The organism is Mycobacterium sp. 1245852.3 (assembly GCF_001669335.1).
Lineage (GTDB): Bacteria > Actinomycetota > Actinomycetes > Mycobacteriales > Mycobacteriaceae > Mycobacterium > Mycobacterium europaeum_A.
The window spans coordinates 13,977-29,911 of sequence record NZ_LZLL01000605.1; the positions used below are offsets into that span (position 1 = coordinate 13,977).

General features: G+C 69.4%; 16 protein-coding genes. 5 read left to right on the forward strand and 11 right to left on the reverse strand.

Annotated elements, in window-relative coordinates; all coding sequences use genetic code 11:
- Positions 1 to 13 precede the first annotated feature (13 nt).
- Together A9W96_RS28255 and A9W96_RS28260 are read right to left on the reverse strand one after the other, a co-directional pair.
- Positions 14 to 1,174: a lactate 2-monooxygenase gene (locus A9W96_RS28255; protein ID WP_066870204.1), complete on the reverse strand. Its 1,161-nt coding sequence runs from the start codon at positions 1,172 to 1,174 to the stop codon at positions 14 to 16.
- Between the two features lie 24 nt (positions 1,175 to 1,198).
- Positions 1,199 to 2,056 carry a siderophore-interacting protein gene (locus A9W96_RS28260; protein WP_066878133.1) on the reverse strand — a complete coding sequence of 286 codons (858 nt, stop codon included), beginning with the start codon at positions 2,054 to 2,056 and terminating at the stop codon, positions 1,199 to 1,201.
- Positions 2,057 to 2,188: 132 nt separating this feature from the next.
- Here A9W96_RS28260 and A9W96_RS28265 point away from each other — a divergent pair, with 132 nt between their 5' ends.
- On the forward strand, positions 2,189 to 3,007 hold the full coding sequence (locus tag A9W96_RS28265; protein ID WP_067020031.1) for an IclR family transcriptional regulator: 819 nt from the start codon (positions 2,189 to 2,191) through the stop codon (positions 3,005 to 3,007).
- Between the two features lie 28 nt (positions 3,008 to 3,035).
- On the opposite strand, the gene A9W96_RS28270 is transcribed toward A9W96_RS28265, so the two are convergent.
- The 4 genes from A9W96_RS28270 to A9W96_RS28285 all read right to left on the reverse strand — a co-directional run bounded on the left by A9W96_RS28270 (position 3,036) and on the right by A9W96_RS28285 (position 7,126).
- Positions 3,036 to 4,295 carry a PPE family protein gene (locus tag A9W96_RS28270; protein WP_067144520.1) on the reverse strand — a complete coding sequence of 420 codons (1,260 nt, stop codon included), beginning with the start codon at positions 4,293 to 4,295 and terminating at the stop codon, positions 3,036 to 3,038.
- Complete coding sequence (locus tag A9W96_RS28275; RefSeq protein ID WP_067144521.1) at positions 4,255 to 4,554, reverse strand: PE family protein; 300 nt, start codon at positions 4,552 to 4,554, stop codon at positions 4,255 to 4,257. The genes A9W96_RS28270 and A9W96_RS28275 overlap by 41 nt, the downstream gene beginning before the upstream one ends.
- A 66-nt stretch (positions 4,555 to 4,620) precedes the next feature.
- Positions 4,621 to 5,709, reverse strand: coding sequence for a PPE family protein (locus tag A9W96_RS28280; RefSeq protein WP_067144522.1), 1,089 nt, complete (start codon positions 5,707 to 5,709; stop codon positions 4,621 to 4,623).
- Positions 5,702 to 7,126, reverse strand: a complete 1,425-nt coding sequence (locus A9W96_RS28285) for an MFS transporter (protein WP_067144523.1) — start codon at positions 7,124 to 7,126, stop codon at positions 5,702 to 5,704. Before A9W96_RS28285 ends, A9W96_RS28280 begins: the two co-directional genes overlap by 8 nt.
- 171 nt (positions 7,127 to 7,297) lie before the next feature.
- Here A9W96_RS28285 and A9W96_RS28290 point away from each other — a divergent pair, with 171 nt between their 5' ends.
- Both A9W96_RS28290 and A9W96_RS28295 read left to right on the forward strand, forming a co-directional pair.
- Positions 7,298 to 8,533, forward strand: a complete 1,236-nt coding sequence (locus A9W96_RS28290) for a CaiB/BaiF CoA-transferase family protein (protein ID WP_067144524.1) — start codon at positions 7,298 to 7,300, stop codon at positions 8,531 to 8,533.
- On the forward strand, positions 8,530 to 9,462 hold the full coding sequence (locus A9W96_RS28295) for a hydroxymethylglutaryl-CoA lyase (RefSeq protein ID WP_067144525.1): 933 nt from the start codon (positions 8,530 to 8,532) through the stop codon (positions 9,460 to 9,462). Before A9W96_RS28290 ends, A9W96_RS28295 begins: the two co-directional genes overlap by 4 nt.
- Here the strand turns inward: A9W96_RS28295 and dprA are convergent.
- Positions 9,440 to 10,609, reverse strand: a complete 1,170-nt coding sequence (dprA, locus tag A9W96_RS28300) for a DNA-processing protein DprA (RefSeq protein ID WP_067144526.1) — start codon at positions 10,607 to 10,609, stop codon at positions 9,440 to 9,442. The two genes, A9W96_RS28295 and dprA, sit on opposite strands and share 23 nt — an antisense overlap.
- A gap of 110 nt (positions 10,610 to 10,719) precedes the next feature.
- On the opposite strand from dprA, the gene A9W96_RS28305 reads away from it, so the two are divergent.
- Entirely contained in the window at positions 10,720 to 10,995 is a 276-nt protein-coding gene (locus tag A9W96_RS28305) for a DUF4190 domain-containing protein (protein ID WP_066878128.1), read from the forward strand.
- A 26-nt stretch (positions 10,996 to 11,021) separates the two neighbouring features.
- Here A9W96_RS28305 and A9W96_RS28310 read toward each other — a convergent pair whose 3' ends face one another.
- The 4 genes from A9W96_RS28310 to A9W96_RS28325 form a co-directional block, all read right to left on the reverse strand.
- Positions 11,022 to 12,533: a YifB family Mg chelatase-like AAA ATPase gene (locus A9W96_RS28310; protein ID WP_067144527.1), complete on the reverse strand. Its 1,512-nt coding sequence runs from the start codon at positions 12,531 to 12,533 to the stop codon at positions 11,022 to 11,024.
- On the reverse strand, positions 12,533 to 12,910 hold the full coding sequence (locus A9W96_RS28315; protein ID WP_066870365.1) for a YraN family protein: 378 nt from the start codon (positions 12,908 to 12,910) through the stop codon (positions 12,533 to 12,535). The genes A9W96_RS28310 and A9W96_RS28315 overlap by 1 nt, the downstream gene beginning before the upstream one ends.
- 334 nt (positions 12,911 to 13,244) lie before the next feature.
- Positions 13,245 to 14,066, reverse strand: a complete 822-nt coding sequence (gene fdhD / locus A9W96_RS28320; protein WP_067019606.1) for a formate dehydrogenase accessory sulfurtransferase FdhD — start codon at positions 14,064 to 14,066, stop codon at positions 13,245 to 13,247.
- Between the two features lie 109 nt (positions 14,067 to 14,175).
- Positions 14,176 to 15,156, reverse strand: coding sequence for an NAD-dependent epimerase/dehydratase family protein (locus tag A9W96_RS28325; protein ID WP_067144528.1), 981 nt, complete (start codon positions 15,154 to 15,156; stop codon positions 14,176 to 14,178).
- Between the two features lie 259 nt (positions 15,157 to 15,415).
- On the opposite strand from A9W96_RS28325, the gene A9W96_RS28330 reads away from it, so the two are divergent.
- Positions 15,416 to 15,935: GAF domain-containing protein (locus tag A9W96_RS28330; protein ID WP_066878123.1), on the forward strand; the 520-nt coding region annotated here is incomplete at its 3' end.

The following is a 15,935-nucleotide window of genomic DNA, read 5'->3' on the forward strand; positions in this document are numbered from 1 at the left end:
GCAGGTGGGCGCTCTAGTCGACGCGCCGAAGCGTGTCCGGGGTGAGATCTTTGAGCGTGGGATAGCCGTCGACGGCCATGATGAGGTCGGCCTCGGCCAGGATCGAGCGCAGCACGTGCACGATGCCGTCGACTCCCCCGAGCGCCAGGCCATAGGCGTACGGCCGGCCGATGCCCACCGCCGTGGCGCCCAGCGCGAGCGCCTTGACGACGTCGGCGCCGCTGCGGATGCCCGAATCGAACAGCACCGGCAGCCCGTCGGCCGCTTCGACGACCCCCGGCAGGCACGCCAGCGCGGGCAGGCCCCCGTTGGCCTGGCGCCCGCCGTGGGTGGAGCAGTAGATGCCGTCGACGCCGCCGTCCCTGGCGCGCCGGGCGTCGTCGGGGTGACAGATGCCCTTGATGATCAGCGGCAGGTCGGTCAGCGACCGCAGCCACCCGAGGTCGTCCCAGGTCAGCGGGTTCCCGAAGGTGGTCACCCACTGCAGGACGGTGCCTTGCGGGTCCTCTTCCGGCGGGCGCTGCAGGGCGGCGCGAAAGACCGGGTCGCTGGTGTAGTTGCTCAGGCAGAGCCCCCGCAGCTGGGGAAAGTTGGCCGTGGTGAGGTCGCGCGGGCGCCATCCCGGAATCCAGGTGTCCAGGGTGACGATGATGCCCTGGTAGCCGGCGGCCTCGGCCCGCTGCACGAGGCTGGCGGCCAGGTCGCGATCCTTCGGCGTGTACAGCTGGAAGAAGCCGGGGGTGTCACCGAACTGCGCGGCGACGTCCTCCATCGGGTCGGTGGTCAGGGTGGAGACCATCATCGGGACGCCGGTGGCCGCGGCCGCGCGTGCGGTGGCCAGGTCGCCGTGGCCGTCCTGGGCGCAGATGCCGATGACGCCGATCGGTGCCATGAACACCGGCGACGGCAGGGTCAGCCCGAACAGCTCCACCGACAGGTCACGCGCGGCGGCGCCGACGAACATTCGTGGTATCAGGCCCCAGCGATCGAAGGCTTCGCGATTGGCCCGCTGCGTGCGTTCGTCGCCGGCGCCGCCGGTGACGTAGCTCCACACCGACGGTGACATGGCCCGTTCGGCGCGGGCCTCCAGCTCCGCGAACGCCATCGGCAGCGCGGGCGCCACCCCGCCCAGTCCCTTGAAGTAGATCTCGTTCTGGTAATCGCCGAATGCCATGGAACAGACAATGCCAGGCGGCCGTCAGGCTGACGAGTTCGCCGACTCGGCCTGCGCCAGCTCTTTCTTCCACTGCCGGAACGTCTCTTCGGTGCGGCCGCGGCGCCAGTAGCCCGAGATCGACGATGCCCACTTGGCGTCCACGCCACGCTCTTTGCGGATGTAGGGCCGCAGATTGTGCATGACGGCCTGGGCCTCGCCGTGGATGAAGACGTGCACCTGTCCCGGCAGCCACGGGGCGCTCTTGACCGCCTCGATCAGCGGCGCGTGATCGCCGGCACGGTCCTCGGGCACCAGGTCGGCACGCCCACCGCGGTACACCCAGTGCACCTCGACGCCTTCGGGGGCGCTCAGAGCGATCTCGTCTTCTGGGCCCGCGACCTCGATGAACGCCTTGCCGACGGCGCCGGGGGGCAACGCCTCGAGGGCCGCGGCGATGGCCGGCAGCGCCGATTCGTCGCCGGCCAGCAGGTGCCAGTCGGCGGCCGGGTCCGGGGTGTATGCGCCGCCCGGGCCCATCAGGTAGATCGGCTGGCCGGGCTGGGCCGTCGACGCCCACTGCCCCGCCATGCCATGCTCGCCGTGCACCACGATGTCCAGCGTGATCTGGCGCTTGTCGACGTCGACGCGGCGCACGGTGAGGGTCCGCACCGACGGCTTTTTCTCCGGTGGCAGGTCGGCGAAGCTGTCGAGGGTCAGCGGCTCGGGCAACCCGGCCACGTCGACGTCGTCGGCGACGAACACCAGCTTGACGTAGGAGTCGGTGAACTTGCTCGGCACGAAGGCGTCAAAATCCTTGCTCCCGAGCACTATCCGCACCATGTGCCGTGTGAGTTGTTCGGTACCGACGACTTCGAAGCATTGCAGTGGTCGACCTGCCACTTGTCCTCCTGTTCAAACCCCGACCCCCGCTCGACTATACGAGTCGCGCGGTCGCTGCAGCTTGGCCTGCGGCGACGGTGCCAAATCCGCATTCGAGGGGTGCGGTCAAACCATTACCGAGACAATGGACGAATGAGCGAGGCTGACGATCTGGACATTCCGCCGCGGACGCCGTCGTCGCGACCGCTGTCCGCGGGCATCAAGCCGTTGCTGGTCTTGGCGAAGATCCGCGGGATCATGGACGCCTTCACGCTCTCTGAGCCCGAATTGACCCTCAGCGAGATTCGCGCCCGCACCGGCTATCCGACGTCGACGGTGCAACGGCTGGTGGCCAACCTGGTGGCCGAGGAATTCCTTGATCGGGTTGGCGATCGGTTCCGGATCGGGGCCCGGGTCGCGTACTGGGCGGCTCCGGTCGCCAGCAGCATGGGCCTCCTGGAGGCGGTATCACCGGCGCTGGAGTCGCTGCGCGACGCGAGCGGAGAGACGGCCTGCTTCTTCCGTCGCGAAGGTCCGTTCCGGGTTTGCGTCGCTATCGCCGAGACGCGCCATGGGATCCGCCGCGAGATGCACGTCGGCAAGATCGTGCCGCTACACGTCGGATCGGCGGGACGGGTCCTGATGGCCTGGGACGACGATGCGCTGCGGGAAGTGCTGGAGTCCGGCTTGGCCCGGTTCACCGACGCGACGGTGACCGATCCAGATGTGTTGCGCGCCAACGTCGAAGAAGCACGGCGGATGGGCTTTGCGATCACCAGCGGCGAACGCGATGAGGGCGCCACCGGTGTCGCGGCGCCGGTGTTCGATGCACGCGGTCACGTGTTGGGTGCGCTGATGATCAGCGGACCCAGCTTCCGGTTCTCGCCTGAGCTCGCCGAGCGGTGGGCCGACAACGTCGTCGGCGCGGCCGACCAGGTGACACGCACGCTGGGCGGCCGCCTCCCGTATTGAGTCGGCGTTGCCATTGCGCGACGGGGCGCTAGCCGGCGGCCGGCGGACGCGGGATGACGGTAGGGCGCATCCCGTATCGCGGTCCCCTGCCGGCTCCACCGTCACCCGCCCCGGCGCCGCCGAGCGGCATGCCGCCAAGGATGTTCGCGGGCCGCGCGTCCGCGGCCTCCCTGATATTGCTGACCGGCGGCAGGGTCGCCCCGAGGTGCGGCGCATCCGCCAGCGTGTTCCCCGCCCAGACCGGCGGGACCGACAAACGCCCGACGGAGACCGCGTTGCCCAGCGTTCCGGCGACCGGGGCGCCACCGCCGATCGACGCCAGGCCGGCCACCGGCGGCGGGGGGACGACCGCCGGGGCGGCCGCGTTCGCGGCACCGCCGAGGGCGCCCGTGGCTTTCGCGATCGACACAAAGGTGTTGGCGATGCCCGTGGCGAAGAAGGGCAGGCCCTCGGTGTTGTAGAACGTGGTGGAAAACGGGGCGTAGAAGGTGAAAATATCGCCCAGGTATCCCAGCAGACCCGAGGACAGCGCGTCCTTCACCGGATCCGACGCCGGGGCCGGCGGATCGGCGGCCGGGGTGCCGCTGGCCAGACGTTGCAACGTGGCGGGGATCTTGTTTATCGCGCCGCGCAACGCGTTTTGGGTGCTACCCGCCGACGTGCCGGTTGCGGCGGTGACCGCGCCCGTTTGGCTGGCCGTACCGGCCGGGTTCGTCGTCTGGGGTGGCTGCGCGAACGGCTTCATAGCCGAGATGCTCGCCGATCTGCCCGCGTACGTGTACATCGCGGCCGCATCGGTTGCCCACATCTCGCCGTACTGCGCTTCCAAAGCTGCTATGGCCGCGGTGTTTTGGCCCAGCAGGTTGGTGGACAGCAGCTGCATCAGAGTGACGCGGTTGGCCGCGATCACCGGCGGCGGTACCACCGAAGCGAACGCGGTCTCAAATGCCGTCGCGCTCGCGGCGGCCTGGGTGGCCGCCTGTTCAGCCTGGGCCGCGGTGGTCCTCATCCATTCCACGAACGGGGTGACCGCTTCCGCCATTGCCGTCGAGGCCTGCCCCAACCATTCCTCACCGGTCAATGCGGTCACCGCCCGGTGGTAGGCCATGGCGGCCGAATTCAACTCGGCGGCAAGTGTATTCCAACCGGAAGCCGCCCCCAGCATCGACGTCGCGCCCGCGCCCGCGTACATCAGCCCCGAGTTGACCTCCGGGGGTAACGCGCCAAAGTTGAGCACCAGGAGCCTCTCAGCCGGCTGCGACCGCGTTGGCGGCCTCGGTGGCCGCATACGATCCCGAGCTGAGCTGCAATGTGTTGACGAACATCTCGTGAATCGCCGTCGCCTGCGCACTGACCTGCTGATAGAGCTGTGCATGGGCGACGAACTGCGCGGCGGTCAGTATCGACACCTCGTCTGCCGCCGCGGGAACCACCCCGGTCGTCGGCGCCGCCGCCGCCGCATTCTGAGCCGCCACCGCGGCGCCGATGGCCCGCAATGCAGCGGCGGCTGCGGCAAGCGCCTCTGGTTGGGTAGTAACGAATGACATGTGGTCTCCTTCCTCAATCAGGTCTCGGCATAACGATTTTCGAGATTTCGGTACCGGGCCGTGGCGTTATCCGGCAGACGGTGGACGAGCGGTGAATCTGGGACGGAATCCGTATTCGCGGGGCGGCAGGCCGCCGCGGTCTCGTCTGCCGCGGCTCGGCACAATTTGGCGCAGCGCTGTTTCGGGTCCGTTCGACGGCCCGCCGATGCCGTCGACTCCAAGGCTTTGCACGATCGATTGCTCCGCCGCTCTGGGTGCCGTCGCCGCCCAGCTCGCCGGAACCGATAGCGGACCGATCTTGGTCGCCGAAGCCAAGTTCGCCGAGACCGTCCCGGCGCCGATGCCGACCGGCGCGACGAGTGCCGGCGCTGCGGATAAGGCGGGTGCGGCCGCGGCGGCGGCGTGCTCGGGCCACAGCACCCCGATCTGCGAGAAAATCAGAGATCCCAGATAGGTCATCGGCCAGAAGGTGACGTCCAGCGGACCGAACAGCAGGCCTTTGATCTGATTGGCCAGGCTATTGACCATGTCGGTGAGCGATGTCTGCGTCGCCGACGATTCACCGGTCCCCGCCGCCGTGGCCGCGGCCTGGGCGACCGCGGCCTGCTGTTGGGCCAGTCCGGCTTGCTCGGTGGTCTGGGTCGGCTCGGTGAAGGGGGCCAGTTGCGAGGCGGTCGCCGCGGAGCCGGCGTAGGTGTACATGGCGGCGGCGTCTTGGGCCCACATTTCGGCATATTGGGCCTCGGTCGCCGCGATCGCCGCGGTGTTCTGGCCGAAGAAGTTCGTCGCCACAAGCGACGCCAGCAACGCGCGGTTCGCGGCGATCACGGTCGGCGGGACCGTCATCGCGAAAGCGGCCTCATACGCCGCCGCCGTGCCACTGGCCTGCGTGCCCGCTTCGTCGGCCAAGACCGCGGCGTCGCTCAACCACGCGACGAAGGGGGCGACACCGGCCATCATCAATTGCGATGTCTCGCCCAGCCATTGGGAGGTGGTCAACTCGGCAGTCACCGACGAGTAGCCGGACGCGCTCGACGTCAATTCGGCCGCCAGGCCGTGCCAGGCCGCGGCCGCGGCCACCATCGGCGCCGAGCCCGCGCCGGTATACATTCGTCCCGAGTTGATCTCCGGCGGTAACGCCCCGAAGTCAATCATCGATCCGCCTCACCGGGTCGGTGTCGAGCAGCGAACGCCGGTGTGCGGGTTCGCATTCCGGGTTGATCTCATCGACGCTGCGTCGCGACGTGCGCGGGCCCAAGGCGAGCACCGCGATGATCGCGATGCCCAACGCGACCGCGACGACGGCGAACATCGCGGCGGCGCCGTAGCGGTCGAGAACCGGTATGAGAACGAATGGCGATGCGCCGCTGGACAACCGGGACAATGAATAGGTCCAACCGACCGCGGTGGCGCGCACCGCCGTCGGGAAAATCTCCGCCTGGTACACGTGGTAGACGTTGGAGAAGACATTGCTGGTCGCGGTGGTCAAGAAGCCGAACAGGACAATCAGCAGCACCGACGACTGGGTCGCGAACATCAGACCGAAAGCACCGACCGCCACGATCGAGCCGACCAGCAGGAATTTGCGTTCGAACCTCGCCATCAGCGGGATAGCCATCACCGATCCGACCGGATACCCGATGAACGACAGCGCGCTGAACAGCATCGACGAGGTGATGGGGTAGCCGCGATGCACCAGCACCAGCGCGGACAGGGTGCCGAACCCGTAATAGCCGAAGGTCTGGAACAGGTGGAATAGCACCAGCATCACCAGTCGGCGGTTGTACGGCGCATTCCGCAAGAGCGTCATGGCGGACCGACGAGGGCCGGGCCGTACTACGGCACCGTGTGGGCTATCCGAATTGCTCTGCACGCCAGTCATATTCGATCCAGCGGTGAACTTGGCCAACGCTTGCTGCGCCTCGTCGAAACGTCCCGCGTCGGCAAGCCAGCGGGGGGACTCGGGCAGCCATCGGTTGAGCGCGTAGACGATCGCGGCGCCCGCCGCGCCGATGGCCAGCAGCCAACGCCAACCCGCGACACCGAGCGGCGAGTGCCCGGTCAGCCAAACCGACAAAAACCCGGCGAACGGTACGGCGAGGTAAGAGCACGTGTAAGCGGCGGCGGCCAGCCGGCCGCGGCGCGCCTTCGGCAGCACATCGGCAAGATAGGAGTCGGCAACCGGATACACCGCGCCGACGCCCACGCCGGCCAGGAACCGGGTGACCACCAGCACCGCCGGAGACGGGGCGAAAGCACCGGCCAGTGAGAACGCCGAAAACCAGCCCAGCCCAAGCAGAAACGCTTTGCGGCGTCCGATCCGGTCAGCCAGTCGCCCGAAAAACGCTGCGCCAAGAAACATTCCGACGAAGGCCGAGGCCAGCACCAGCTTGAGCACCGTGCCGCGCACGCCGAATTCGTGCCGCAGGGCGGTACTCATGGTGCTGGACAGGAAGATCTCGTACATCTCGAAGAACAGGCCCAGGCCCACAACGACGATGACCCTGCGATGTGCCCGCCCTACCGGCATGTCGTCCAATAGCTCGCCGATGGTGCTCCGGCTCGTCGCCATGACTCGTGACGTCGTCATTCCCCAGCTCTCTCGTCCCACAACGTGGTTTCTCGCTTCCGATGTGATCAGCAATACACCCGGCCGACTGTAGTGGATTGAGTCCCAGTAGGGAAGGCTCAGGAAGGCATAATGTAGGTTCTGATGCACGATGTGGTTAGAGAGGTGTCGAATATGGACAGATTCAATGGCGGACCACTGGACGGCGTGCGCGTCCTTGAGCTCGGCAATTACATCGCCGCACCGACCGCCGGGCGGCTCTTGGCCGATTTCGGCGCGGAAGTGATCAAGATCGAACGACCCGAGACTGGAGACGAGCTGCGTAGCTGGCGGCTCTACTCGGGCACGACCTCGATGTTGTTTCGGACCATCAACCGCAACAAGAAGTCTGTGGTGTTGGACCTCAAGACCGAGCACGGGCAGGCTGCGGTGCGCGAACTCGCCCGCTCCTGCGACATCGTGCTCGAAAACTTCCGGCCGGGGACGTTGGAGAAGTGGGGTATCGGGCCGGCCGAACTGAGTGCGCAGAACCGGGAGCTGATCATCGTGCGCCTCTCGGCCTACGGCCAGACCGGACCACGGCGCCGGCAACCGGGATTCGCCGCGGTCGCCGAGGCGATGGCGGGCCTTCGCGCCCTCACCGGCGAACCGGATCGCCCGCCATCACGCGTCGGCGTATCCATCGGTGACTCGATCGCGGGTCTCTATGCCGCATTCGGCGCATTGGTGGCGATGCAGCAACTCCGAAAGGACCGGATCGCCGGACGATCCACGTCCCTGGCCGACCGCACCGTGGACGTCGCGTTGACCGAAGCGATCTTTTCGGTGATGGAATCGTTGGTCCCCGAATACGACGCGTATCACGTCACCCGTGCCCGGTGTGGCGGGCGCTTGGAAGGTGTGGCGCCCTCGAACGCCTACCTGTGCCGCGACGGGCGATGGGTGGTCATCGCCGGCAACGGTGACGCGATCTTCCGGCGGTTGATGCGGTTGATCGGCCGGCCCGACCTGGCCGGCGCTGCGCGGCTGAGCAACAACGCGCAGCGCTGGGAGGCGCGCGACGAACTCGACGACGTGATCGGCCGGTGGACGGCTCAACTGCCCGCCGATCAGGTGCTGGCCGCGCTGGAGGCCTCCGATGTTCCCGCCGGTCCGATCAACACCGCTGCCGACATCGCTGCCGACGAGCAGTTTCTGGCGCGCGGCATGATCCAGCGAATGCCCGTGTCCACCGGCACCGAGATCCTGGCCGGCGTCGCATTCCCGGGCATCGTGCCGCGCATCGGCGACTGCCCGCGCGAAATACAAAGCCTCGGACCGGATCTGGGTGAACACACCGAGGAGATCCTGGGCGCTGCGGACACCGAGCTGCACCTCGACGGCCTCGACACGCCGGAGGTGATCAGATGAACCCTTCAGTCCAACTGCGTGACGTCACCCTGCGCGATGGCCTGCAGCTCACCGGCAAACCCCTCGACACCGAGCGAAAAGTCGAGTTGGCACGGCTGCTCTTGGCCTCGGGCATCGACGCAATCGAGATCGGCGCGATGGCGCGACCCGACTTGGTGCCGCCCATGGCCAACACCCTCGACGTCATCGCGGCGCTGACTGCCGAGGAGCTGCGACGGTGCTGGGTGTGGACGGCTACTCCGCGGGGCATCGCCCGCGCAATCGAGGCGGGCGCACGCAATTTCCAGTACTGCGTGTCGGTCAGCGACGAACACAACCTGGCCAATGTCGGGCGCACCACCGCTGACAGCATGGCCGCCCTTCCGGAGGCCGTCGACCTCGTCACAGCCGTCGGTGGCCAGCTGCAGCTGACCCTGGCCACCGCGTTCACCTGTCCATACAGCGGTGCCGTCGATCCGCAGCGCGTCCTCGACCTGATCACCGACGACCGCGCGGTGGCCGTCGCGAGTGTGGTGCTGTGTGACACGCTCGGCCAAGCCACCCCCGACGACGTGCATCAGCTCGTCGCAGTCGTCGGCGACGTTGCGCCGTATCACGAGATCGTCTTCCATGGGCACGACACGTGGGGCATGGGAGTCGCCAACACCCTGGCCGCTATTCGCGGGGGCGCCACCATGGTCGACGGAGCGCTCGGCGGATTGGGCGGTTGTCCTTTCGCGCCGGGGGCAAGCGGCAACACCTCCACCGAGGACCTGCTGTTTGCGCTGCAACCCCGATACCTGACTCCGGCGGTATTCGCCGACATCGTGATCGCCGCTGGGCGGCTTCTGGCGCAGCTCGGCGAGCCGAACCGTTCGAAAGCCGCCCAGGGTGCGCGGTCCACCGCGAGCGCGTTCGAATGGTCGATCAGCCAGGAGCTTTCTGCCTGAGCCGGCCGGCCCGGACGATTCGCCACCTCCCCTCCTGCCGCTGCACCAGCCCGGCCAGCTCGAGCATCGCCAGCGGTCCCAGCGCCAGCTCAGGCACCATGCCCGAGGCGACCGCGATCTCGTCGACGGTGACGGCGCCGCGGCCCGGCAGCGCCTCGTAGACCCGGCGTTCGGCGTCGCTGAGGCCGTCGAGCGGCGTCGCGGGGTGCGAATCCTGCGCCGCCAGTTCGCCGATATGGCCGATGAGCTCGATGACGTGGTCGGCCCGGGTCACCAGCTCGGCGCCGTTGCGCAACAGCGCATGGCAGCCCGCCGACGCCGAGGACGTCACGGGTCCGGGCACCGCGGCCACCACCCGCCCCAGCGCCCGCGCCCAGGCCGCGGTGTTGGCCGCGCCGCTGCGCAGGCCGGCTTCCACCACCACGGCGGCCCCGGCCACGGCGGCCACCAGCCGATTGCGGGTCAGGAATCGGTGGCGGGCGGGGCGGATACCTGGCGCGTATTCGCTGAACAGCAGCCCGTGCTGGGCGATCCGGTGCAGCAGCGCGGTGTGACCGCTCGGGTAGGGGACGTCGAGCCCGCCGGCCAGGACCGCGACGGTGATGCCGTCGCAGTCCAGCGCGGCGCGGTGCGCCGCGCCGTCGATGCCGTACGCGCCTCCCGAGACGATCGCGACGTCGCGCTGCGCCAACCCGGCCGCCAGTTCGCCGGCGACGTGCTCGCCGTACGCGGTGGACGCGCGCGTCCCGACCACGGCGGCCGCCCGGTGCGCGACCTCGTCGAGCCGGACGGGTCCCAGCGCCCACAACACCATCGGCGGCACCGTCGGGGCACCGCCACCCGGGCGCGGTGCGGCACCGTGGAACGCGGCGAACGCCAGCAGCGGCCATTCGTCGTCGTCAGGGGTGATCAACCGGCCGCCGCGCCGGGCGAGTAGCTCGAGATCGGCTGCACTGCAGTCGATTTCTCGCCTGGCCTCGGTGCGGCGAGCCAGGTCGTCGTCGACCAGGCCACGGCGGACCCGTTCGGCCGCCTCGACCGGGCCGACGCCCCGCACCAGCGCGGCGAGTTCGGCGCAGGGCGGCTCGGCCACCCGGGACAGATACGCCCAGGCGCGCAGCGCGGGGTCGTCGAGCGCCGTCGTCATCGCCGCGCCCCCCGGCCCAAGAACGCGCCAAGAATCCTTTGAGCCCCGCGCGCGAGTGTGGTGTCATCAGCCGCCCGCCGCACGCCGGCCCGCAACGAACGGAACGACCCATGATCCTCGACCTGCCGATGGTGTACAGCGTGTCCGAGCGCCCAAAGAACCCCTGGGCCGTCGCGGCGTTCGTGCTCAGCCTGGTCAGCTGGATCGGTTTTCCCATTCCCGTGATCAGCATCGGCCTGGCCTGCCTCGGGCTGCGCGAGATGGAACACCGGGGCGAAAGTGGCCGTGCCATGGCCCAATTCGCCCGTGCGTTCGCGATTCTGGTGAGTGTCGCGATAGCGGTGCGGGGTGGGCACACCGATTGGCTGAGCATGGCGCGCTGGTAGCGCGCCCGGGCGCTGCCTCGCCGGGCTCATCGCTGCGCCCCGGGTTGACGGAAGCTCAGTGCGGCGGCGACTTCGTCGGTCCCGGGCGACGTGCGGCCCGCCAGGTCGGCCAGGCTCCACGCGACCCGCAATGTGCGGTCGAGGCCACGGATGCTGAGCAGCCCGCGGTCCAGCGCGCGTTGCAGCGGCTCCATGGCCGCGTGGCTGGGACGGAACTTCCGGCGCAGCAGCGTCCCGCTGACTTCACCGTTGGTGCGAAACCCGTGCGGTAGCCAGCGCTGCGCGGCGGCCGCGCGGGCCTGCGCGACCCGGCGGCGAACCTGCGCGGTCGATTCGGCGTCCCCACCCGCGAACGCCCCGGCCTTCACCTGATGCATCTGCACGCGCAGGTCCACCCGATCCAGCAGCGGTCCCGAGAGCTTGCCCAGGTAGCGGCGCTTGGCCGCCGCCGCGCAGATGCAGTCCTGCGGGTCGGCCGGCGCGCACGGGCACAGGTTGGCGGCCAGCACCAGCTGGAACCGGGCGGGATAACACGCCACGCCGTCGCGGCGGGCCAGGCGAATCTCGCCGTCCTCCAACGGTGTTCGTAGGGCCTCCAGCGCGCTGACCCGGATCTCGGCGCACTCGTCGAGGAACAGCACCCCGCGATGTGCGCGGCTGACCGCGCCCGGGCGCGCCATCCCGGACCCACCGCCGACCAGCGCGGCGACGCTGGAACTGTGATGGGGCGCCACGAACGGCGGCCTGGTGATCAACGGGGTGTCGCCCGACAACAGCCCGGCCACCGAGTGAATCGCGGTCACTTCCAGGGACTCGTCGTCCGTCAGCGGCGGCAGCAGCCCCGGAAGGCGTTGCGCGAGCATCGTTTTGCCGACGCCGGGCGGGCCGGTGAGCATCAGGTGGTGCGCCCCGGCGGCGGCCACCTCTACCGCGAACCGCGCCTGGGTCTGCCCGACCACGTCGACCAGGTCCGCGGCGGGCTCGCCGTCCGTGGGTTTGACGTCGATCCGGCCGTCGAGGGCGCCGGTGCCGCTGAGCCACTTGTGTAGCTGCTTCAGGGTCCGCGCGCCCCACACGTCGATGCCGTCGACCAGGCTGGCCTCGGCGAGGTTGTCCACGGGAACCACCACGGCCGGCCAGCCGTCGCGCTTGGCGGCCAGCACCGCGGGCAGCACGCCGCGCACCGGCCGGACCCGGCCGTCCAGGGACAGCTCGCCGAGCAGCACCGTCTTCTCCAGCCGATCCCAGGGGTTTTTGCGCTGCGCCGAGAGCACCGCGGCGGCCAGGGCGATGTCGTAGACGGACCCCATCTTGGGCAGGGTCGCCGGCGACAACGCCAGGGTGAGCCGCGCCTGGGGCCAGGAGTTGCCACAGTTGGTGACGGCGGCCCGGACGCGGTCGCGAGACTCCTGCAGGGCGGCGTCGGGCAGGCCCACCAGGTGCACGCCCGGCAGCCCGGAGGTGATGTCGGCTTCGATCTCCACGGTCTGCCCGTCCACGCCGTGCACCGCGACGGAGAACGCGCGTCCCAGCGCCATCAGCCGATCCCTTGCAGGTGGGTGATCTCGGGGGTGCGGCGGCGCCCGACCCGCACCCCGATCACGTCGATGCGGATCGCGGCCCACCGCTGGTGCTGGCCGGCCAGCCACAGCCCGGCCAGCCTGCGCAACCGCCGCACCTTGCGCGGGGTGACGGCGTGCGCCAGCCCGCCATAACCGTCGCCGGTGCGGGTCTTCACCTCGACGAACACCACCGTCGAGGTGGCGTCGTCGCGGGCGATGATGTCGAGTTCGCCGTAGCGGCAGCGCCAATTGCGCTGCAGGATGCGCAATCCCATCCGGGTCAGGTGATCCACGGCGAGCGCCTCACCCATCGCCCCCAGCTGGATCCGGGTCATGGTCGTTTCGGTTGTCATGCGGGCCACGGTGCCCGGTGACCCCGACGGGACGGGCCGTCGACGCCACCCGAGGCCGCCCGCGGCCCCCGGTTATCCCCAGTGCGGCGTCCATCCACAGCCGGCGCAGAAACGCTAGCGGCGATCGCAAGCGCGGCGTGGCCGGGCGCCGCGGGTCGCCGCCATCGACCTAGCGGCGATCGCAAGCGCGGCGTAGCCGGGCGGCGCGGGTCGCCGCCATCGACCTAGCGGCGATCGCAAGCGCGGCGTAGCCGGGCGCCGCGGGTCGCCGCCATCGACCTAGCGGCGATCGCAAGCGCGGCGTAGCCGGGCGCCGCGGGTCGCCGCCATCGACCTAGGTGATCCGATCCGCCCTGGTGTAGATGTTCATCGAGTCCTCCCGCAGGAACGCCACCAGCGTGATGCCGGACTCCTCGGCCAGCGAGACCGCCAGCGACGACGGCGCGGACACGGCCGCCAGCACCGGAATCCCGGCCATCACGGCCTTCTGCGTCAACTCGAACGACGCCCGCCCGCTGACCAGCAACACGGTGGACTGCAGCGGCAATCGCCGGTGCTCGGTCGCCCAGCCGATCACCTTGTCGACCGCGTTGTGCCTGCCGACGTCCTCGCGCACCACCAGCATCGCGCCGTCCGCGCCGAACAACGCCGCAGCGTGCAGGCCCCCGGTGCTGTCGAAAACCTTTTGCGCGGAACGCAATTGACCGGGCATCGCCTCGAGGGTGGCTGCGGCCACGGTCGCATGATCGGTGCCGGGCGAGAACCGGCTGAGCAGCCGCACCGCGTCCAGTGACGCCTTGCCGCACACCCCGCACGAGGAGGTGGTGTAGAAGTTGCGGGTGACGTCGAGAACGGGCTTCGGCACGCCGGGCGTCAGGGTCACGTCCAGCACGTTGTACGTGTTCGCGCCGTCGTCGTCGCGCCCGGCGCAGTAGCGGATGCTGTGTACGTCGTCGCGGCCCGCGATGACGCCCTCGGTGAGCAGAAAGCCTTGGGCGAGTTCGAAATCCGATCCCGGGGTGCGCATCGTCACGGTGACCGCCGCGCCGTCGACCCGAATCTCCAACGGCTCCTCGACGACCAGGGTTTCCGGTCGGGTGATCGCTTCACCGGCGGACAGATGCGTCACCCGCCGGCGCGACGTGACGTGACCCACTAGGCGATTTCACCGCCGGCGGCGACGTCGCGAGACGCGGCGAAACGCTCAAGTCCCATCGGATCAAACTACCTTGGCCGGCGGGCGGGCGCCGAGCAGAACAACGCTCTCACACCCCCGAGGCCAGCGCTTCCAGCGTCTCGGCCGACGAGTGCAGCGGGCGCCAGCCCAGCTGGGTCTTGGCCTTGGTGGTGTCCATGACCATCGACGTCCGCGCGGTGTGCAGCCATTCCAGCATGGACGGCACCCGCGGCACCCGTGAGATCGCCGCCGAGGCCGCAGTGGCGGCGACGGCGGGAACCCGCACCGGCCGGCCACCCAGCGCCCTGGCCACATCGGCCACGGTCACGACCCCGTCACCGGCGATGTTGTACACCCCCGGCGGCGCCGGGGCGGTGGCCGCCAGGGCGATCGCCGTCGCGACGTCATCGTGGTGGACCAGCTGCAGGGGGTAACCCGGATCGGGCACCACGGGCTTGAGCACCGGGACGGCCTTGACCACCGCACGCACCGGGCCGGGCAGCTGGTTCCACGGCATGGCGTCGGCCAGCGCGGTGGCCTTCGGGCCCGCGACGATGCACGGCCGCAGAACGAACACCTCGAGCGGCGAATCCTTGGTGATGTCGGCCAGCAGCGCCTCGCAGGCCGCCTTCTGCTCGGAGTAGTAGTGCTCGGCGGACCCGCGGGGGGCGACGTCCTCGGTCAGCGGGACGGGATTGTCGGAGTGGTAGCCGTACGCCGCCACCGACGAGGTGTACACCAGGCGGCGCGGCCGCACGGCGGCCACCGTCGCCTCGAACAGATTGCGGGTGCCCTGCAGGTTCACCCGGGCGCTCTCGTCGCGCGACCCCATGATGATGAAGGCCAGGTGGATCACCACGTCGGCCCGCGCGACCAGGGCGTCGACGGCCTCACGGTCCAGGATGTCGCCCTGCTGGTAGGTGGTTTTCAGCCAGCCGCGCGACGACGGGTCGAACGGCCGGCGGGCCATCCCGATGATCGCGTCGACGGCGGGCTCGCGTTCCAGCGCCGTCACCGCGGAGATACCGATCTCCCCGGTTGGTCCGGTCACCGCGACGGTCACTCCCATTCAGAACGTCCTTCCCTCCTGCGGCCAGCCGAAACCTCGCGCACGTGGTAGAACCATCTTTCCAATGTCTCGCGATTCGTGAGTGTTTGGACGTGCCTTCCGCGCATCGTCAGCGGGTTTGGCGGTCATCGGTGACCAGCAAGATCCCCGAGATCGGCGCATCAGGACGAAACGGCGTGTAAGGCTGGTACCGGCGGCGGATAATCTACGGCGATCGAACGCGGATAACACCGCCGACACCGCAGGAACGAGGCATGACATGGCGGACCAATCGATGACTGGCGCGGACGCACCCGCGACGGGCGGAGAGAAGGCCGACCCGGCGACGGTTTTCGCCGCCCTCGCAGAAATCATTTATCAGGGCTCAGACGCCAACCAGATGTATGCGGCCATCTGCATCGCCGCCACTCTGACAGTCCGTGGCTGCGACCACGCCAGCCTGTTGGTGCGCGAGAACGACAAATACATCACCGTGGGCGCCAGCGACCGGCTCGCCAAACAGATCGACGACATCGAAAGGCGGGCCGGCGACGGCCCCTGCATCGACGCCATCGAAGAGGAGACGCCGCAGATCGACACCGACCTGACGACCCCCTCGCTGTGGCCGCGACTGGCGAAAATCCTGGTCGCGGAGACCCCGGTGCGCGGCGCGATGGGGTTCCGCCTCCTGATCGACAAACGCAAGGGGGCGGCGCTGAACCTGTTCAGCGACACCCCGAACATGTTCGACTCCGAGTCCGCCGGGCGGGCCGCGGTGCTGGCCGCGTTCGCCAGTGTCG